Origin of the sequence: Photobacterium piscicola (assembly GCF_900166965.1) — a bacterium.
Taxonomy (GTDB): Bacteria; Pseudomonadota; Gammaproteobacteria; order Enterobacterales; family Vibrionaceae; genus Photobacterium; species Photobacterium piscicola.
In genome coordinates, this window is record NZ_FUZI01000001.1 from 758,931 (window position 1) to 779,525 (window position 20,595).

Consider the following 20,595-nt stretch of genomic DNA (forward strand, 5'->3'; position numbering starts at 1 on the left):
TAAAATGAGTGCACTACACCCAGCCACATAACATCTCTAAGTGTAGATTCATAAATTGAGATTAGGGGCATTTTTGCTTCTATTAATAGTTCTATCATTTCATATACTTGATTCTTCATACTAACAAGTTCATCAGAAAGATAACTTTTGTTATAGATCATTCAAATAACGCAGTGATATATTAAAAAAACACAACAAAGGAAGATAAAAATTAAATGATAGATTTTCGCTCAGATACAGTAACTCGCCCATCAGAAAAAATGCGCCAAGTCATGGCCTCTGCCCTTGTTGGTGATGATGTTTATGGTGACGACACAACCGTTAACGATCTTGAGTTATGGGCCGCAGAACGTCATGGTTTTGAAGCGGCTATTTATTGCACCTCAGGCACCCAAGCCAACTTACTCGCATTGATGGCACATTGTGACCGTGGCGATGAATACCTTTGTGGTCAACAAGCACATAACTATAAGTTTGAAGGTGGCGGCGCAGCAGTATTAGGTTCAATTCAGCCTCAACCACTAGAAAATGATGCTGATGGTAGCATTCCATTCTCAAAACTAACGGCTGCTATTAAGCCATTGGATCCACACTTTGCGCGTACTAAACTACTTAGCCTTGAAAACACCATCAATGGTAAAGTGTTGCCATTAGAATACATTCAGCAAGCGCGTGAGTTTGTTAATCAACACGGCTTACAAATGCACCTTGATGGTGCGCGTGTTTATAATGCCGCTGTTGCCATGAACGTGGATATTACAGAGATCGTCAAATACTTTGATTCATTTACGATTTGTCTATCTAAAGGCTTAGGTGCGCCTGTCGGCTCTTTATTACTTGGTGATAAAGCCTTGATAGCCAAAGCTCGCCGCTGGCGTAAAGTGCTGGGTGGTGGCATGCGCCAAGCGGGTATTATTGCCGCAGCGGGTAAATTAGCATTAACTGAAAATATTGAGCGTCTTGCTGACGATCACCATAACGCACGTTACTTAGCAGAGCAGTTAAATACTGTTGAAGGTTTTAGCGTAAACTTACAACATATCCAAACCAATATGGCATTTGCGAAGGTCGATCAACACATTAATCAAACCCAACTGATCGCAACCCTAAAACAGCAAGATATTTTGATCAGTGGCGGCAATCCAATGCGCTTCGTTACTCATCTGGATATCACAACAGCAGATATTGACACCTTTATTGCCGCACTAAAAAGCGCTTTGTAATAACCTGTTAATTAGCTAACAAAACGAATAGCCCATAATACACAACTGTGAATATGGGCTTTATTTTAATTTTAGAAATGCATCACAACCCAGCAAAGAAACGCTAAATTTATCTCTCATCTTTACGATCCTAAACTACCCTTAATAAGTAGAATTTAAAATAGATAAAAATACAGTATAAGCTGTAGCTTCAAGTCGCTAAACAAGGATGAATATATGGATGATTTACAATTATGGGTTGCCACCATAAAAACATGGTACAGCGAAAATAATCCACATAATCTTGAACCTCTTATCGCGATCATTAGCGCTACCCCTGCGAGTTTATTTACTGCACCAGAGATACATCAAAACAAGCAAGATAATCATAAATATGAAGAAGCGTTGGCTTATTGGCTTGATGGGTGTCAAAAAATCAGCCAGTTTCATCGCCAACAACAACCAGAACTCGCCTTTACTTATCTCCAATTACCTTATGCCAAGTTACAAGCGCTTATCTGCGATCCGCAGCAAAGTGCCACCACAAAACGCTGGAGTTTAAAAAAACTCGATAGCATCATTGTGAAATTATTAGAATTTTGCCAATGCCAACAACCGCAACACTGGCAACAACAAAGTCGTGATTTGATCGATTTACATGTTATTTTTATGGCGGCACAACAACACCTTAATCTTAGATATTAAAGCCATTATTATTACGATGACTGAGGCTTACTCCATACAGATTTAAAATCAAACCAGCCGAGTAAGTTCGACTCCATTCCTTGTAACTGTACGTTGTCATCTACGCCAAGCCAATTATGGAAAAGTGGAATAATCTGTCCTGTTTGAGACAATGTTTCACCAATAATATCACTGGGGAACTTAGCGGTTACCGTTGAACGCCATTCACTGATCACCTGCTGTAATTGCTTAAATTCAGCATTTGGCATTACACGTTTAATATGATTAAAATTATGTAACCACGCCAAAATAGCATCACTACGATTGCTTCCCAGACTCATGCCATTTAACCAAATATCAATTTTTTCAGCATGCTTTCCTAAAACGATATCTTCATAGCTTAATTCCATTATATTGAGCCGAATACCATCTTTCATCAGGATTTTTTCAATCAAAGAAGCAACATACGGATAGATAGGGTGCTCATGTTGATAAGCCAATGTCACCACTCTTTTATGCGGTATAACAACAGCTTCAGGTAATTGTTGCGTATGAATCCAACCAGGTAATAACCCATAAGCATTAAACAGTTTAAAATCCCCTACCTGTGTTAAATCCATCTCACGCATTACATTTAAACTATATAACCGCGATTGAAAATAACGTAGCCACTGAGGATCTTGCGCTAAACCAGAAATACGGTTCAACAATAAGAAGGTGCAGCCTTGATCCATGGATAAACGTGATGAAATATGAACATGTTGCTCAAGTTTATCCCCCAATGTCGGTTGTAAATAACACGCTGCAAAATGATTTAATATCCACACTTCAACCACATCACTTAACGCTCTAAAACCAAAGTAATGCTCAAACGCTTCCAACTTAAATCGTTGTTTATCATTAACTGCTACTTTATAAGGACCAGTACCTATCGGAAACTTTTCATAATTAGGCAACGATGCATGATTAGCTGGCTGAATCATTGCGCAGGTATTGGCTAATAAATCAGGAAAACGGAAATCATCTTGAGTCAGGTAAAAATCAATAATATTAATAAATGGTGACGACACTTTGTCGATATGTGCAAACAAAGCCAGTTGCTTCACTTCTGAAAAAGTAGCAAAAATATCGTTACTATCAAGTAATCGACCATCATGAAACCGAATGGCTGGCCGTAAATAAAAGCGCCAATGGCGGGGTGTTATTGCATCCCATGAATGAGCAATATCACCAATAACGGTTTCTTGTTCCCCTTTTTCCTCATTTAGCTGCGTTAGACCACTGAAAATTTGCCTTACAAGATGTTGTTCTGAACGACGTAACGGCTTTAAAGGTGTGATATTTTCAAAGCTACGATAATAAGGTAAACGAACAATTTGCTTGCCTTGATGATGTGAAATACCCAACTGTTCTTGAATCAATTGCACCAATTTTTCAGCATTATGATCTAAGGCAACTAATGCTGGCTCAAGCTTTCCTTCTGCAACCAATTTACGGGCATGATTAAGCTGTAACTCACTGTCTGTATTATTAAAAATAAGCCGCGACTGCTTACCTCGACCAACGGCAGGTTGCCAGTCAACCCAACCTTTTTCAACCATCTTATTGATCACCATCCGCACGTTACGACGCGTACAAAATAAGACTTCAGAGATATCTTGTAAATTAGTCTCGATGCTATTACCACCAAAGTGATTATAAAGACGTTGAAATTGCAATTTAAGCCGTTGACCACTCATAAAAAGGGGAACCTTATTTATCGATTTATACTCTTTTAACTTTTCTACTTTAACTTAAAATAGAACATGTCAAAACAAAAACGTGTCATCACAGAGTAAAATTACGCATGTTAACTCTGTGGCGTTTAATGTACTGACAAGGTTAATGAACATTGTCTACAATGTGTTCCCCCAAACCATTGTGACTCCTGAGTGATCATTAATAACACTGGTTGATGTTATAGCTTTATAGTATCAGCCAGTCTTTCCTCTTTTCTTACATCAAACTTTGTATTCCAACACAAACATGGCGACAGAAGTTGCTAATTAAATCAAATATAGGTAAAAACATACTTATCTATTCCTTTATAACTCATTCTCATCATGCCTGAATCTATTTCTCAACCTTACGATTTTTCCTCTTTAGTTCATAGTCGCCGTTCGGTACGTAAATATGATTTAACAGCCAAATTTGATCATCAAGTAGTTACTCGTGCTTTAGAATTAGCCGCCCTTTCACCTAACAGTTCCAACATGCAGCTGTGGCAATTCCACCGCGTGATTAATGATGATAAACGCCAGCAATTAGCCACACTTTGTATGGGTCAAAATGCAGCTAAGACTGCAAATGAATTAGTCGCATTTGTGATCACACCTGATAAATGGCAACAGCGCACACGTATCAATGCTGCTCACATTCGAGAAATGTTTAAAGGCCGTGATGATAAAGCCTCTAAACGCGCCCTTAAATATTACGAAAAGCTGATCCCGTTTGTATATCGCAACGATCGATTTGGTCTTTTGGGCTTAGGTCGTCGCTTAATCTGCACCTTTTTAGGTAGAAACAAGCCAATGATGCGTGAAGTGAGTAAAGCAGATTTACGGGTTTGTTTGCACAAAAGCAGTTCACTGGCAGCAATGACATTTATGATGGCAATGCGTGCAGAAGGCTATGACACGTGCCCAATGGAAGGATTTGACTCTAAACGCGTTAAAGCCTTACTAGGCCTTAAAAATAGCGATGAAATTACCATGATTGTTAGCTGTGGCAAGCGCACAGATGAAGGTATTTATGGCGAGCGTCAACGGATTGATAATCAAGAGATCATCATTACGCATGCTTGATAGTTTGACTCATCGAATACACAAGCAATAAAATACAAAAGCGCATGGCATTAATGTTCTGTTATATGCGCTATCCCTTGGTTAGTAAGAGTAATTCAAATGTCTAATGTCGTTCAGCTTTCTATGTTCAGTCAGAATAAAAAGACGAACACTCCCCCACAAGCCAAATCATCAAGCCCTAAAGCATTGAGGGAACAGGCTGTATTACAACAGCAGAATCGTTGTTATTTTTGTGGCACACGTAAAGAAACCAAAGATCTTAACTGGCTTAATCAGGTTGGCTTTAAACAAAAAGCACATGTTGTTTGTGGTAGCTGTAGTTCTGATGCTAAATCGCGCCCAATGGATGAACTGCGAATAATTCTGGCACTAAAAGCAATGGATTTTAGAACCATTAAGATTCAGCAATATCTTGAGTTAAGAGAGAAAGGCATTCATATAGATGGCGTTCGTGATTACAAATTCTACTTTGAAACTATTGAGTGATGATAAACAAGAAAGACGCCAACAAAAATAATGGCATTAATGCGTAATAATTTAAGAGGGTCTAATTATAAATCAATGAATTAAACTGATGGGTTCACGCCAAGGATAACGCTCGGCATCTTTGCAGCATCACCCTTCATGATATTCGCAATATCTACTTAATATAAGGTTGCTCGGGCTTATCCAATACTTGAACAGGTGTCGGCTGCGCGACACATATCCTTATTTGTTAGCTTATATTTTGCCTTAATCTAAAATGAGAATACGTTTTCTTTCCGCTAATTATCTCATCAATTAACTCTTGATTAATGATTATTTTAACGCTGTAAGCAGTACCATTAAGCATGAAAATTAATGTTGCTTTCATTCCAGAAACAAGAGTGTCTGGTTTTAATCCAATAGGATTTTTTTGTAAAATAATTCGATTTGTTGAAATTTCAAATAATTCAGCTATTGGAAATTCATAAGATTCCCCAATAGTTAACCCTCGCTCAAATAACGTAGGAAAAACAGCATCATAATGACATGATTTTTGAAACCACTCATGGACATAATAAAGTTGACTTATTGAATAACAATCACTTTTAAACCAAGAACGATGTACCTTTATTTTAATTTCATGAGCAAGTAAACGTTCAGCTGTAGAAGTAGATGTGATAATCAAACGATTTTTATGGACACTAGGAAATAAATTACAGACCTTCGCAAGATTTTTTGACAATTGATATGAACGAAATGCTGCAATAGCGCTCGCACTAGCAGCAAAAAAACTCAATAGCGATATTACTACGCTGACCTTTTCAGTTAATGACAATTTTACCCTTCCTCTCAAATTCAATTTATATAAGCTAACAACTTATCCAAATTTATTCTTTAAATGGAGACCCATATTTATCTCGTAATAATATAAAAGCATTATAAATCAGATATGTTTTTAGTTATTAATCCCGATAGTAATCACACAATCGGATACTCGCCGTTTAGTTTCCAGTTTTTTACTCTACAACGCGCTAATAGTAGATTCCCTATCTCGTTCGTAACCTCACTGTAGGGAATGACGGGGTTTGGTATGCACTCAGCCCATTATACGTCATCTCGGAAGTTGAGGAACGAAGCTATCCGTGATCTATTCACCACGGGATTGAGCCTTAAAGACACCAACAAAAATAGCAAAAATAATGGCATTAATGCGTAATAATTAAAGAGGATCTAATTATAAATCAATGAATTAAATTGATTGGTTCACGCCAAGGATGACGCTCGGCATCTTTGCAGCATCACCCTTCATGATATTTTCAATATTTACTTATATAAAGTGGCTTGGGCTTGTCCAACACTTGAATAGGTGTCGGCTGCGCAACACATATCCTTATCTGTTATACATTAAAATCCATAGTACTTGCCGATAGCTGTAGCCAGTAGACTACCAGCGGCACCGACCTTAACATCCCATAACGTAGATGCTGCTTTAGATACCATAGTGCCCATCCAACCCGATACGGATGAACCAAAGTTACCAGATTTTACTTCCGTACTACCTTTATCGGTTTCTATTGCAACTTGAAGTGACTCTATATCCTCATCACTAACTTTATTTTGTTTGAGGACTTCGATTAAGGAAGCCATATCATTTTTGTTTACAGTATTACGAATAGTTTGAGTATTTGAATCACCAACTACGATAGTGGCATTATCACCAAAAACTGCATTGTTAAATAAATCTGACACGCCAACCTCTTTAGCTCTTGTTTTCATATCACTCAACGCCATTTCATTTGGAAATTTTTCAGACAATTCCAAGACGAAATCTAAGAGTCGAGTAGTAACCTCTGTCAATATTTGCGTCATCGCACCAGCAGAATGAATAGCCCAAGCGGTTTCTACACCATAGCTATCATCAAAACCCTCAGACAGGAGTGGATAGAACTCAGGTGCGATACTTACCTGTAAATTTTCTTGAGTTGAATACTGCTCGACAACAACAATACTATCCATCAAGTATTTAGTGTCTAGCCTTTCACGTATTTCATCATCTAAGTGCATCAAAGGCAGAGTTTGATTCTGGTATCTATATACAGAATTACTCAAATTGCCTTTAACTGTAAGATGTAGTTTCCTATAGGAGGGAACAGACTCACGATTTCCATATCCTCTGAGCTCACTATCAACCCAATCGAAAAGCTCTTTCTCACCTAACTGGTGAAGAAGTACTTTTGTTTTCAACAATGCTACTTTTAAGTTGCTTTCGCCAGAGCTTAACAACTCGATAATTTCTTCGATTAACTTCATTTACTTACCAAACTCAAATTTGATGCATAACGCCTGCATAACACGTTTGCTACGATACAAACTTAGCTGAATTTTACTACCTTAATCACTGAAACTAAAGGCAAACCGACAACGCCGAATGTAGCAAATCGTGTTGATGCATTTGTTATGCGCGTTCTAAACGTACCATGACTCTTTCAAAGAATTTGATATTCGAGTCACAAGTGAATGGTCGCCACAAGCTTTCCTTATTTGGAACACTTGTACTTAACTGTCTAAAAAGACTATGAAATTCAGAGTCAACAGAACATACATGGGTACCTTTAAACTCATCAAATTGATGTGCGGTCAGATCTATAATTACCTTATTTTCAACGACAACCCAGTAATGGATGCTACCAACTTTTAGCTGTTCAGTTTCATTCTTTGTATAAACCACATCGGCAATACCACCTGACTGCAAGTACAGAGCAAGCATTTGACTTGTAGCTTCACATGAACCATTTGGGAAAGAACATAGCTCACTATCTAAGTATTCTGAAGAGTTCAATTCATCTTCAAATGCTGAACAAAACTTCTCTACCAACTCAATCAACAACCGACACCTCTCTTTATTATTACAATTAAGCGCATAATAACTTATTATATTAACAACTTACCCGAGTTTGTTCTTTGAACCTACGCCCATATTTATCTTCTAATAATATAAAAAGCATTATAAATCAGATACATTTTTAGTTATTAATCCCGATAGTAATCACAAAATCGGGCACTCACCGTTTAGTTTCGGTTTTTCTACTAATAATTAATATAAGAATATTGGGCAGAAGTATATTTAGTTTGAAAACTCAACGCGCTGTGAGTAGATTCCCTATCGCCCTCGCGGGCATTCACTGTAGGGAATGACGGAGTTTGGTATGCACTCAGCCCATTATACGTCATCTCGAAAGTTGAAGAACGAAGCTATCCGTGATCTATTCACCACGTGATCGAGCCTTAAAGACACCAGCAAAAATAACAAAGACAATGGCATTAACACGTAATAATTAAAAAGGTTCTAATTGTAAATCAATGAATTAAATTGATGGATTCACGCAAAAGATAACGCTCGACATCTTTGCAGCATCACCCTTCATGACATTCGCAATATTTACCTATATAAAGTGGCTTGGGCTTGTCCAACACTTCGAATAGGTGTCGGCTGCGCGATACATGTACTTATTTGTTAACTGCGCTTTTCAGCTTTAGTTACACAAACAGAAAATAGCTCTTTCATTGGCGCATAATTACAATGATAACCATGGATATTTGCAGTTACCCATTGTTCAGACGTAATACCAGAAAAATTAATATTGTAACCACAGTTAATTGCAATGTGTTCAAACAACAAACGTTGGGTGCGACCATTACCTTCACGAAATGGATGTAAAACGTTAATATCGCAATAATACTCAGCTAATTTAGTAAGAAATTCATCGAATGATAGATCAACTAAATACTTATCTTTTTCTAACATTGAAAAAAGATTATTCGCTTCTTTTCCAATTCTAGCAACATTGCAGAAGCGTGTATTTCCTTTTGAAATATCAATTGTTCTTAACTCGCCAGCCCATTCAAATAGATCAGAGAACAAGATACGGTGAATTGAACACAAATAAATAAAGTCGTAAGGAGGTAATTGAAACTCCACATACATTGCAGCTAACGTCGTTAAATCACGCTCAGCAGCCTCTAATACTGCTTCATTATTAATATTGAGCTTATTAACTAGAACCGTACTATTTTCGTAAGTATAAGGATCATGTGTTGTTCCATATTTATCAGCCATTGAGCGCCTCTAACGAATTTACGTTTGAGTATTTATTTAACAATATTTGACGTTGTTGCTCTCTATCGAGTGATAAATCGAAATCACTAGCAATATCATGCCCTTCTAAACGCATACTTTCTTTAAAGTTATCCATTTTGACTTGCTCGAAATAGGCATGTTTATCTTCATAAGAAGAAAGTATTGAATTACTAGGCATCACTAAATCAATATTATTAAGTTGAGATTGAATCGCTTTCCCTGATTCAAAAACACCCCAACTATTAATAGAAAAATGAAAGGTTCGACCTTGACGCTTTCTTTCAATATTTAAGCCTAAGTTTTCAATTAGTGAATTAACTACAGATTGTACTTTACGTTCAGAGATCCCAGTAGCAGCAACAATAGCTTGAGTATTTGGAGATTCTAATCGTGTCATTGCAGCTAAAACTAATAATTCGTACTTCATGCTTACCTCGCACATTTATGCGGAAATAATATTAGTCTACAACTCAAAGAGAATAATTACCATATATTGAAAGCTACAGTTAACGCCCAACAACGCGCTGATAGTAGATTCCCTATCTCGTTCGTAACCTTACTGTAGGGAATGACGGGGTGAGTTGGGCATTCACTAGTAGGAATATTTATATTTCACCACAGAGATACAGAACACCCATATCTATCACTATTCAATAAAGATTTCAGCTTGTGGTGAACAAACAGAGCCCTCAGTACAATACTGAACGCTCTCTTTCTGATAGCCACTAATTGTAGCGCGGTGATTTTTATTGCCAGTTAGGGTTTTGGCTTAAGGCTTGTGTGAATACATCTTTCACTTGCTGATCCGGCTCACCAATATATTGATATGTTGCGTAAATACTGGGGGTATTCAATGCATCAGGCACATCTTTCACATGCACAATCATTGAATATTTTTTATTATTATCAGTCGTTAAAGTGATCATAAAATCACTAGCACAATCATGAGGTTTACAAAAAGAAACAGCATCATAAGTATGACCGCCCATAACAATAGCTTCTAATGGCGAAGTAACGGTATTGTCTTTTATCCAATCAGGAAGTTGCTTTTCAACACTCGCTACCGATTGAACTGCATTTGCTGTCGTCGCTTTTGCTTCTGTTTGGAATGATGACGTGTGCGAAAAATCACACCCTGCCAGCATCACACTCATCGCTGCTATTAACACTAATTTTTTCATTCTGACTCTGATACCTAATAGTTAGGTTTATAATTAAAATATAAGTAATCAACATCATATAGCGATATTCTTGGTAACAACCATTAGTTTATTCTTTTAGATGCACTTTAAATGTTAATAGCGCATACTTTGTTCAATCACAAAGTAAAACTACGAACGTTTTTATCGAAAACAATCAAATAGCATACCTTATTACCGTAATTTAGGTTATGGTATCGGCAATTGAATAAAAGAAGTGATGATATGCCACTAATTACAGAAAAACTGATTACTTTAAAAAACGCGTGGATGGCTAGCCATATTACTGATGCTGAATTTCCAACCCCATTAAGTGAACAAGGTTTACATCTGTATCAACTCGCACACTCAGAACTGTCTACGCAGATTATTGACTCAATTACCTCTCCAACTGAATCATCGTTAACCTTTTATCCTGTAGATTGTCATCCCCTTACTATTCGCTATGCATTAGTGTATTCAAGCTACTGGCAACAAGAAGAGCAACAACAAGCTATTGTTGAATACTTAACTCAAATTATGTTTGAAGCTGATGAAAATGCACAACTTTATGTGGGATTTTATAATGGTAAACCTGCAGCAACAGGTATGATTTATACTGATATTAACGATGGTGACAAAGTAGCTTTAGTCAGTGATATACATGCACTACCACTTCCAAATCAAAGCCAACTAACGCAAGACATGGAGCAATATTTATTAGATGTTGCTCAACAAGCCGCGACAACTGTAGTACTTCAAAAATAATAAAAATATCAAGATGTAACCATATTGCATCTTGATACTTTATATTGGCGACCTCTAAAAAATACGATGTTCTCGCTCCGTATTTTTGACGCATCGATAAACTCTGCCATAATATTAATACAATTCTATTTATAGTAGCTGGTTGCATAATGGCTATATTAATTAAATACAATTAGATAATAAGGAATGATATGAAAGGAATCATTTTCACAGAGTTTATTACGATAGTAGAAGAACAATTTGGTTTAGAAATAAGTCAAAAAATGTTTGATCATGCTAATGATACGGGAGTTTATACTGCTGTTGGTAGCTATGATCATCGACAATTAATTAGGCTAATCATGAGCTTAAGTCACATTACTAATATTCCCGCACAACAACTTCAACAAACCTATGGTCGGCTCGTTTTTCCAACATTGTTAAAAACGCTCCCTATTCCCGATATTGAAAGTGATGATACTTTCAGTTTTATCGAAAAAGTGGAGCACCATATTCATATTGAAGTTAAAAAACTCTACCCTGATGTGACGCCACCTAAATTTGTTTTTAGCAATAAAACACAATCAACAATGACAATGGATTATCATTCAGCCCGTTGTATGGGGCATGTTTGCATGGGCGTATTAGAAGGCTGTGCTAATTATTTTAATCAATCATTAACCATCGCTATGCAACCAATGAATACATCACAAAGTCATGTCAGATTTTCATTAACTCTCACTGGTGACTAACATGGATGCCAAACGCCATATTATGTTATTAGAACGCAAACTAGAACGAGAACATGCATCTCGTATTATGGCTGAAAAATTATTAGAGATGAAAAGTCGTGAACTTTTTGAGACTAATAACATATTAGAAAAATCATTAGAAAAACTACGTTTACAGGCAGAATTAGATTCCGCTCAACTAGCTTATCAAACAAAAATAGAAAACTTGCTCCTTACTTATGCACGGTTATTCCTCAAGCAAGCACCTTGCCGTGAAAATATTCAGCAATTAATCGAAAGCCTCATTGATGGCTACTACATTACTGCCTGTTATATTTCTATCATGCCTATTGAAAACATTACTATTAGTGGTGATTATTGCAGCGGTCGAGAACAAATGTGGGTTCCACCAGCGGCACTTAAAAATCAGATTTCATTATGGGACCCAACCACCAACCTTTACTGGACGGCATTGATTAATAACAACGATATTGTGGGGTATTTTGCGGCAAGAATATCGGCACCAATAAATAGGATTACAATTATTCAGCAACATCTAGCACTTTTTTGTGAATTATTCCGTTCCGCCATTGGTCGTCAAATAACGCTTAGTCGAGCTATTCACGCGCGTCAACGTGCCGAAGATTCAGAACAATCAACCCGTGATTTTTTAGCAATGATTAATCATGAATTACGCACACCGCTTAATGGTTTATTAGGCACTGCTGAGCTATTACAAGATACCGAACTAAACCAAAATCAGAGTAAGTTATTAACAACATTAAATCATTCAGGTGAACTACTTCGCGCGATTATTAATGATTTACTTGATTACAGTAAAATCAATGCAGGCATGTTAGAGCTCATAGAAAAACCATTCGATAGCCATTTATTAGTCATCAAATTAAGAGATATATTCTCTCATCGTGCTTTAGAAAAACGGTTAGATTTTACTATCGACTATGACACTAGTATTCCGCGTTCAATTAATGCCGATGAAGATCGTCTTAAACAAATTTACGTTAACCTCATTGCTAATGCGATAAAGTTCACCCATCAAGGATTTGTAAGAGCGAAATTTAGTTGGAAAAATAATTGCCTCATCTTTACCGTAGAAGACAGTGGTTGTGGCATTGAAAAACAACAACAACATAAGTTATTTAAACCATTTAGCCAGATTGATATATCAAGTAAACGCAGCCATGAAGGTACAGGTTTAGGCTTAGCGATATGTAAACAGTTATGCGAACAAATGGACGGTAATATTACCTTATCTAGCGAAACCAATAAGGGCACAACGTTTTCAGTATCATTGCCATTAACAATAAGTACACTTGATGAGACACTATCGAATCACCCTCCTATTTCACATGAAGCATTACAACAATTAAATATTTTGGTTGTTGAAGATTTAAAAACCAACCAAATGATTATTCAATTAATGCTTCAAAAACATGATATTAATGTCACGATTGTCGATAATGGCCAAACAGCATTAGAGATTATTGCCGAGAAACCATTTGATATTGTACTTATGGATTGCCGTATGCCGATTATGGATGGGTATTGTGCTACCAAAGTATTACGTAAACAAAACTTCACCAAACCCATTATTGCACTAACAGCAGGCACAACAACGGCCGAACGAGAAGCTTGTATTACTGCGGGTATGGACGATATTTTATGTAAGCCTTACATGGCAGCAGAATTGCTGGCAATGCTTAATTTATGGTGCAATACCTCACATCAACGCCATTTAAGCCATGAGTCAAACAACTAACATCATGGCATTAATACCATTAAATTAATGACTATGAGCCACTACAGATACGGTCTTCGTTGCAACCTTAGATACATTGCTTGATCCTGCAAGTGATGGCGATGGTTGTTGCACTAACTCATCAGATTGTGGACGTAATGTTGGTTTTAGTAAAACATACTCCATGATATCTCGTGCAAATGGAGCAGCATGCCACCCCCAACCACCATGTTCTAACACTACAGTCACTAAAATAGTGGGATCATTAGCAGGAGCAAAACCCGTAAATAAAGCGTGATCTTTAAAATGCTCAGCAACTTCATTCGCGTTGTAATGTTCAGTATCCTTCATTGAATAGACCTGACTTGTACCTGTTTTACCCGCAACTTGGAATGGCATATTTTGGAACATTTGACTGGCTGTCCCTTTTTCTACAACAAGCTCCATGCCTTTTTTAATGATCGCCCAATCTTTTTGAGGTACAGAGCTAAGCGGTTTAAAATCAGTAAAAGTAACAGGCTGTTGGAGTTTACCGTCAATGATATCTTTCAATAAATGCGGACGATGCTCAACCCCATCTTCTGCAATAACCGATGTGGCTTTGGCTATCTGTATTGGCGTCGCAGTCCAGTAACCCTGGCCAATCCCAAGTGGTACCGTATCCCCTTGCATCCAAGGATGATGAAAACGTGCCATTTTCCAAGCTCGCGTTGGCATAATACCGGTTGAATCTTCATCAATATCAATACCTGAATGCTGACCATAACCAAATTTAGTCATCCACATTGATAATCGATCAATACCTAAATCATACGCCACTTGGTAAAAATAGGTATTCACTGATTTTTCAATCGCTTTATAGATATCAACATTGGCAAATCCTTGCACTCTGTCATCTCTAAATTTACGGCTTTTACTGTTAGGAATGCGCCACCAGCCATGATTGTTACGAACAGTATGTACTGTGATAACCCCTGTTGTTAACCCTGCCGCAGCTAACTCAGGTTTGACGGTTGAACCCGGTGGATATAAACCTAATGTAGCACGGTTTATAAGTGGACGTGCAGGATCATCCAACAATGCGGCATAAGCTTTTGAGGAAATACCATTAACAAACAAATTCGGGTTATAGCTCGGACTTGAAACCATAGCTAAAATCGCCCCATTTTTGGGGTTCATTGCCACGATAGCACCGCGACGAACTTTGGTTACCATTAAGCCTGTTGTAGGATCTTTTTGCTGTAGTGTCAGTAATTTTTGAGCATAAAGTTGTAGATTAATATCAAGCGTTAATTTGAGATCTTTTCCAGCCACCGGTGGAATATAAGATAATGTGCGTACAACACGGCCATGACTGTTAACTTCAACTGTTTCATAGCCAGTTTTACCATGCAGTAAATCTTCATAGTAGTGCTCAATACCTAACTTACCAATAGTGCGAGTTGCCTTATAATTATCGAATTTACCGCTCTTTTTTAAAGCAGCAATATCACGATCATTAATTTTTCCGACATACCCTAATAAATGCGTTAATGAGGCGCCATAAGGATAGTAACGTTCTAAATGAGCATCAACATCAACCCCTGGATATTCAAATTCATTAACCGAAAATACCGCCACTTGTTTATTGTTCATGTGCGAAATAAGGGTGACAGGTTTAAATGCTTGTACTTGTGATTTCGCTTTATTGAAAGCCACTATCTCTTTATCTGAGATGCCTAATAATTGTTGTAGTTGAATTAATACTTGTGATAAATTTTTTACTTGGTCTGGAATTATTTCTAATGAGCAAACGGGAATATTATCCGCTAATATCACCCCATTACGGTCATAAATACGACCCCGATTAGGCGCGACAGGAATAAGTTTAATACTGTTGTTATTTGAGCGCGCTTTATATTCACTGTAATCTTCTACTTGTAAATGATAAAGGTTGGCAATTAATACACAGGTTAAAATCAAAATACCAACAAAAGCTTGAATCGCTCGTCGAATGAATAAGGCTTTTTCTTGCTTATGATCGCGAATCTGGCGGTAGCGTTTGTTTTTCATAGAACGTTTAATTGACTCATAATCGAGGGCGATAAATTGCTAATCGTCAAATATAACACCCTATTGATACTTTTATAGAATACAAAATGTCATCTAAGCCCAATAATGAATAAAAATACATTTATTTGTTTAAAAATACAGCATTAAAAGTGGCATAAAATTGACTGGTTGCAATTTACAACTGAACGGATAACGCTACAATACTATTCTTCTTATCGTTAAAGATTTACAAATGTTTAATTCTCGTTCTGCCAATAGCGTTATCGTACTCGACTTTGAAACCACAGGCTTATCACCAACCCAAGGTGATCGAGCAATTGAGATTGGTGCTGTTAAACTTGAAGATGGTCAGGTCGTCGCGCATTTCCAGCAATTAATGAATCCAGGCTTTAGAGTCAGCAGTTTTATCGAGAGCTATACTGGCATTAGTAACAATATGCTCCGTACTGCCCCTTGCTGTGAAAATGTCATGGCTGAATTTGCTGATTTTATTGGTGATGCAAACCTTGTTGCTCACAATGCCTCTTTTGATCAGCGTTTTTTAGATGCAGAACTGGCGTTAATTAATCGAAAATATAGCGATCAATTTGCGTGTTCTATGCTTATTGCACGACGTTTATATCAACATGCTCCAAACCACAAACTGGGCACATTAGTTGATTATAAACATATTCATCATGATGGCGTCTTTCACCGTGCATTAGCCGACTCCGAAATGACCGCCCGCTTATGGTTAGCAATGATTGACGATATAAAACATCAATATGGTGTTGAAGACGTATCGTTTGGGTTAATGCAAAAATTTGCTAAAACACCCAAAGCCAATATCAATAAATTATTCAATTAACGTGCATTAATTTACTTATATCAAAGCACCACTGTCATTAAGACCTCACTCTGGTATGCTACATATCAATAATTTAACGAAATCATAGAGCCGAGTTATACAGTTCGGCTATAGTTATTGAGAGTGTAGAGTGTCTGACGTAAATCAGCCTTCTTATGAAGTGCCATTACCCACAGTTAAAATTACCAGTTTTAACTTATTGAATTATCTTGAGCCTCCGATGGCTTATTATGATTTTCAAAATATTTATACCATGGAGCAGTGGCATAAAAAACAAGCATGGATAACACGATTTCTTGATAAAAATCAACCTGATATTATTGGTTTTCAAGAAGTCTTTAGTAGTGAGAGTCTACAATCTCTGTTGGAAAAAGCAGGTTACCCTTATTATGCGGTAATCGATTCTCCCACAGTGATTGATGATTTTATCTACCGTAGCCCTGTCGTTGCCATTGCTTCTAAATTTCCGATCACTGAAGTCGCAGCAGTTACAGCAGATCAACAAGCCGCAACATTACTTGGGTTAACGGATTTTCATTTTAGCCGTAAACCACTTAGAGCCACGATTGATATTCCTCATATAGGCTTAACTGACTGCTATATCACCCATTTTAAATCAAAGCGATCACTATTTGATGATCCACTTCCTGATACCATTGTGCCATCAAACACTGCATTATCTCGTTTTGCAGGCCAACGCTTAGGCAGTTGGGGCTCAGCTATGCTACGTGGCACCGAAGCAAATTTATTATTATTAGCGATTCTAAAACAACGTGAATCAAGCACGCATCCAATGCTACTTATGGGGGATTTTAACGATGAGATTTCAAGTTCATGTTTAGAACAACTTATCGCTGGAAATGTGTTTGGTATGTCAGACAGTGATATTGAACGTTTAATTGGTTATTACCGCTTATACGATAGCTGGACCTTATTTACCCAAAATACAGAACAAGCCACACTGCCTCGCCCACCAACACACTATTTTGGTGCTAAAAGCTCTGTGCTTGATTATATTTTATTATCCCAAGAATTTAACGCCCAATACCGCGGTTCATTGTTTGAAGTTAGCGATTATCATACTGAAGATAAACATCTTGTTAATAGCAGTTTTGATGAAGATGGTTATAGCACCGATCATGCTATTCCATGTGTGACATTGTCACTTAGATCTTAATCACTTCGAATAAATACACATAAAAAAACCAACGCTAATGACAGATTATCATTACACGCTGGTTTTTATTACAACGACTCCACCCTAACGGCTTAAACCGTCAGCGGATATTAGTTAGCTGTTGTTGCTGCTGGCTTACGGCTACGTTGAGGAGCGCGACGACCATCAGTCTTTGGCTTTTCATCATTGTAACGACGCGCTGGTTTGCCATCAGTTGCTTTAGGTTTAGCATCTGTTGGACGCGGCTTACGTGCTGGCTTTGCGCCTTCAGCACGTGGAGCATCATCACTACGTGGCGTGGGTTTACGACGCGTAGTTGGCTTGCCGTTTGAACGTGGACGTTTTTCGCCATTCGCTGTAAATGATTGCGGTTTCTTTGGCTTTTTAGGCTTCAGTGGACGCGTATCTAACTTTGATGCTGGCAGTTTGTTGGTTGGTTCAAAACCTTCAACAATTTCACGATCTAAAATTTGCTTCGTTAGACGTTCAATGGCAATCAAATCACCAAATTCATCAGCACATACTAATGAAATCGCCTCACCCACACAGCCAGCACGACCAGTACGACCAATACGGTGAACGTAATCTTCTGCTACGTGTGGTAGATCGAAGTTCACCACTTGTGGTAATTGTTCAATATCAAGACCACGTGCTGCAATGTCTGTTGCAACTAGCACACGAATAGCACCTGACTTAAAGTTAGCTAACGCTTTAGTACGTGCACCTTGGCTCTTGTTACCATGGATTGCAGCAGCTGAGATACCACGGCTTTCTAGATGCGTTGCTAGACGATTTGCACCATGCTTTGTTTTAGTAAAGACTAATACTTGCTTCCAGTTACGTTCACTTAATAATTTTGTTAATAAGTTCGCTTTTTTCTTTTGATCAACAGGACAAATCCACTGCTTCACTGTCGGTGCAGTTTGGTTTCGTGGGTTAACGTCGATCTCAACAGGATTATTCACTAAGCCTTTAGCGAGTTCGCGAATTTCATCAGAGAACGTTGCCGAAAACAGTAGGTTTTGGCGTTGTTTTGGTAATAGCGCTAAAATTTTACGAATATCACGAATAAAGCCCATATCTAACATACGATCAGCTTCATCTAACACTAAAATTTCAATATCACGAAATTTAACCGCATTTTGACTATGTAGATCCATCAAACGGCCAGGTGTTGCGACTAAAACATCAGCACCCTTACGCATGCGTACCATTTGTGGGTTAGCTTTTACGCCACCAAATACAACAGCAGAGCTGATTGCTAAATTTTTGCCGTATGTTGCAACACTTTCACCAACCTGAGCTGCAAGCTCACGCGTAGGTGTTAACACAAGTGCGCGAACATGGTTTGAACGAGCAGGTTGACCACTAGATAATTTTTCTAGCAGCGGCAATGTAAAACCTGCTGTTTTGCCTGTACCCGTTTGTGCCGCCGCCATGACATCCTTGCCTTCCAAAATTGCTGGAATTGCTTGCGCTTGAATTGGGGATGGTTTTTCGTAGCCTTGCTTTGCAACGGCTTCAAGAATTGGGGCGGATAGGCCTAAAGAGGCAAAACTCATAGCATCTCTCTTTGTATAAATTAAACGCATAATAGCGTAGTAGATTGCTCATCTAATGATAAGCAAGCAATCATCCTATAAATATTCATAGGCATGATGCGAAAAAACAGAAAAACGACCAAAATCATGTTTCTGTTTAAGATATAAAATTCATGTTTTTTGACTATTGACTAAAGCGCAGATTCAGTATCACTATCAACAGTAGTATCAGATATTACATCTGCAGTTTCAGTAACCTGTGCAGCTTCGTCATCAAGCTTGGCACGTTCTGCTTTAGAAATATAACGAGGCTTATTGCTTTTATTAAGCTTAGCATTCGCCTTCTTCATTCTCTTTTTTAATGTTTCGTTAATTTTTTTCTTTCTATTCATAATCGTGTCAGCTGTTATTTTGAGCCATTTTCAAACAGGGAGCTGATTGTAATCATTCGTAGCTGAATAACAAGCATTATCCTCATAATGCAATTATAAATGCCAAATTATCATCTCCAACACAATGGATCATGATGAATTGGGCTATTACTAATAGCATCGACTAATAACATTAGGTTTATTGCAAGGTATATATGATGTTAGAACGACAAACAGTAACGGTATTACTTTTTGAACAATTTGAATTACTTGATGCATTAGGTCCACTGCACATGTTTGGATTATTACCTGAACATTATCAATTACAAATAATCACAACGAATGGACAGCATGTTACCAGTACGCAAGGTATTAATATGCAACCAACATTAAGCTTTAATGACGTAATCTCTGCAGGAATTTTGATTATTCCAGGTGGGGCCGGCGTTCGTTTTGCAGCTCATAACAAAGATATTTTAACTTGGTTAAAAAAAATAGCGCCACAACAACACATTATCTGCTCAACCTCAACGGGCGCAGCATTACTTGCAAATGCAGGTTTGCTCGATAATAGTAAAGCCACCACTACCCAAAAGAACCTTGATTGGGTATCTCAATTTGGCAACAATATTCAATGGCAAACATCAGCACGTTGGGTGCGTAATAACAATATTTTTACGGCATCAGGCTGTTCTGCCAGTATTGATATGTCATTAGCTATTATTGGTCATCAACATGGCGATTCGCTTGCCCGTCGCATTGCCGCAGATACTGAATATTTGTGGCTCAATGACCCAAATGATGACCCTTTTGCTCCCCTGCATTTAGTCAAATAGACACGCTATAAATAGCTAAATAAG

Annotated in this window: 20 protein-coding genes; 10 read left to right on the forward strand and 10 right to left on the reverse strand. The window is 37.7% G+C overall.

Annotated features, from left to right (window positions below):
* The first annotated feature begins 215 nt into the window (after window positions 1-215).
* Both ltaE and CZ809_RS03525 read left to right on the forward strand, forming a co-directional pair.
* Window positions 216-1,223, forward strand: a complete 1,008-nt coding sequence (gene ltaE, locus CZ809_RS03520) for a low-specificity L-threonine aldolase (protein ID WP_080156036.1) — start codon at window positions 216-218, stop codon at window positions 1,221-1,223.
* 216 nt (window positions 1,224-1,439) lie between these two features.
* Window positions 1,440-1,907, forward strand: coding sequence for a DUF2753 family protein (locus tag CZ809_RS03525; RefSeq protein ID WP_080156037.1), 468 nt, complete (start codon window positions 1,440-1,442; stop codon window positions 1,905-1,907).
* An 11-nt stretch (window positions 1,908-1,918) separates the two neighbouring features.
* Here the strand turns inward: CZ809_RS03525 and CZ809_RS03530 are convergent, their stop codons facing one another.
* Window positions 1,919-3,625: an SgrR family transcriptional regulator gene (locus CZ809_RS03530; RefSeq protein WP_080156038.1), complete on the reverse strand. Its 1,707-nt coding sequence runs from the start codon at window positions 3,623-3,625 to the stop codon at window positions 1,919-1,921.
* Window positions 3,626-3,988: 363 nt separating this feature from the next.
* Between CZ809_RS03530 and CZ809_RS03535 the strand changes: the two genes are divergently transcribed.
* The gene (locus CZ809_RS03535) at window positions 3,989-4,729 is read left to right on the forward strand and encodes a nitroreductase family protein (protein ID WP_080156039.1); all 741 of its coding nucleotides are present in this window, start codon (window positions 3,989-3,991) and stop codon (window positions 4,727-4,729) included.
* 99 nt (window positions 4,730-4,828) lie between these two features.
* Window positions 4,829-5,215 (forward strand): hypothetical protein, encoded by a 387-nt coding sequence (locus CZ809_RS03540; RefSeq protein ID WP_080156040.1) that lies wholly within the window; start codon window positions 4,829-4,831, stop codon window positions 5,213-5,215.
* Between the two features lie 229 nt (window positions 5,216-5,444).
* Here CZ809_RS03540 and CZ809_RS03545 read toward each other — a convergent pair whose 3' ends face one another.
* The 6 genes from CZ809_RS03545 to CZ809_RS03570 all read right to left on the reverse strand — a co-directional run bounded on the left by CZ809_RS03545 (window position 5,445) and on the right by CZ809_RS03570 (window position 10,513).
* A complete protein-coding gene (locus tag CZ809_RS03545; RefSeq protein ID WP_080156041.1) occupies window positions 5,445-6,029 on the reverse strand; it encodes a hypothetical protein in 585 nt (194 codons plus the stop codon).
* Window positions 6,030-6,598: 569 nt separating this feature from the next.
* Window positions 6,599-7,504: an AbiTii domain-containing protein gene (locus CZ809_RS03550; protein ID WP_080156042.1), complete on the reverse strand. Its 906-nt coding sequence runs from the start codon at window positions 7,502-7,504 to the stop codon at window positions 6,599-6,601.
* Window positions 7,505-7,649: 145 nt separating this feature from the next.
* Entirely contained in the window at window positions 7,650-8,078 is a 429-nt protein-coding gene (locus CZ809_RS03555; RefSeq protein WP_080156043.1) for a hypothetical protein, read from the reverse strand.
* A 630-nt stretch (window positions 8,079-8,708) separates the two neighbouring features.
* A complete protein-coding gene (locus CZ809_RS03560; RefSeq protein ID WP_080156044.1) occupies window positions 8,709-9,311 on the reverse strand; it encodes a putative adenosine monophosphate-protein transferase Fic in 603 nt (200 codons plus the stop codon).
* Entirely contained in the window at window positions 9,304-9,759 is a 456-nt protein-coding gene (locus CZ809_RS03565; protein WP_232599583.1) for a YhfG family protein, read from the reverse strand. Before CZ809_RS03565 ends, CZ809_RS03560 begins: the two co-directional genes overlap by 8 nt.
* Before the next feature lie 319 nt (window positions 9,760-10,078).
* Window positions 10,079-10,513, reverse strand: coding sequence for an Ivy family c-type lysozyme inhibitor (locus CZ809_RS03570; protein ID WP_080156046.1), 435 nt, complete (start codon window positions 10,511-10,513; stop codon window positions 10,079-10,081).
* A 243-nt stretch (window positions 10,514-10,756) separates the two neighbouring features.
* On the opposite strand from CZ809_RS03570, the gene CZ809_RS03575 reads away from it, so the two are divergent.
* From CZ809_RS03575 to CZ809_RS03585, 3 genes are all read left to right on the forward strand, one after another.
* Window positions 10,757-11,278 (forward strand): hypothetical protein, encoded by a 522-nt coding sequence (locus CZ809_RS03575; protein ID WP_080156047.1) that lies wholly within the window; start codon window positions 10,757-10,759, stop codon window positions 11,276-11,278.
* Window positions 11,279-11,469: 191 nt separating this feature from the next.
* Window positions 11,470-12,009, forward strand: coding sequence for a heme NO-binding domain-containing protein (locus CZ809_RS03580; RefSeq protein ID WP_080156048.1), 540 nt, complete (start codon window positions 11,470-11,472; stop codon window positions 12,007-12,009).
* A 1-nt stretch (window position 12,010) separates the two neighbouring features.
* Window positions 12,011-13,768 (forward strand): ATP-binding protein, encoded by a 1,758-nt coding sequence (locus CZ809_RS03585; protein ID WP_080156049.1) that lies wholly within the window; start codon window positions 12,011-12,013, stop codon window positions 13,766-13,768.
* A gap of 24 nt (window positions 13,769-13,792) precedes the next feature.
* On the opposite strand, the gene mrdA is transcribed toward CZ809_RS03585, so the two are convergent.
* Complete coding sequence (mrdA, locus tag CZ809_RS03590) at window positions 13,793-15,799, reverse strand: penicillin-binding protein 2 (RefSeq protein ID WP_080156050.1); 2,007 nt, start codon at window positions 15,797-15,799, stop codon at window positions 13,793-13,795.
* A 232-nt stretch (window positions 15,800-16,031) separates the two neighbouring features.
* Between mrdA and CZ809_RS03595 the strand changes: the two genes are divergently transcribed.
* Both CZ809_RS03595 and CZ809_RS03600 read left to right on the forward strand, forming a co-directional pair.
* Window positions 16,032-16,646 carry a 3'-5' exonuclease gene (locus CZ809_RS03595; protein WP_080156051.1) on the forward strand — a complete coding sequence of 205 codons (615 nt, stop codon included), beginning with the start codon at window positions 16,032-16,034 and terminating at the stop codon, window positions 16,644-16,646.
* A gap of 130 nt (window positions 16,647-16,776) precedes the next feature.
* Complete coding sequence (locus tag CZ809_RS03600; RefSeq protein WP_235865771.1) at window positions 16,777-17,823, forward strand: endonuclease/exonuclease/phosphatase family protein; 1,047 nt, start codon at window positions 16,777-16,779, stop codon at window positions 17,821-17,823.
* Window positions 17,824-17,933: 110 nt separating this feature from the next.
* Here CZ809_RS03600 and CZ809_RS03605 read toward each other — a convergent pair whose 3' ends face one another.
* Window positions 17,934-19,385: a DEAD/DEAH box helicase gene (locus CZ809_RS03605; RefSeq protein ID WP_080156052.1), complete on the reverse strand. Its 1,452-nt coding sequence runs from the start codon at window positions 19,383-19,385 to the stop codon at window positions 17,934-17,936.
* Between the two features lie 170 nt (window positions 19,386-19,555).
* Window positions 19,556-19,756, reverse strand: coding sequence for a DUF2986 domain-containing protein (locus CZ809_RS03610; RefSeq protein ID WP_080156053.1), 201 nt, complete (start codon window positions 19,754-19,756; stop codon window positions 19,556-19,558).
* 194 nt (window positions 19,757-19,950) lie between these two features.
* On the opposite strand from CZ809_RS03610, the gene CZ809_RS03615 reads away from it, so the two are divergent.
* Window positions 19,951-20,571 (forward strand): DJ-1/PfpI family protein, encoded by a 621-nt coding sequence (locus tag CZ809_RS03615; RefSeq protein ID WP_235865772.1) that lies wholly within the window; start codon window positions 19,951-19,953, stop codon window positions 20,569-20,571.
* Window positions 20,572-20,595: the final 24 nt, after the last annotated feature.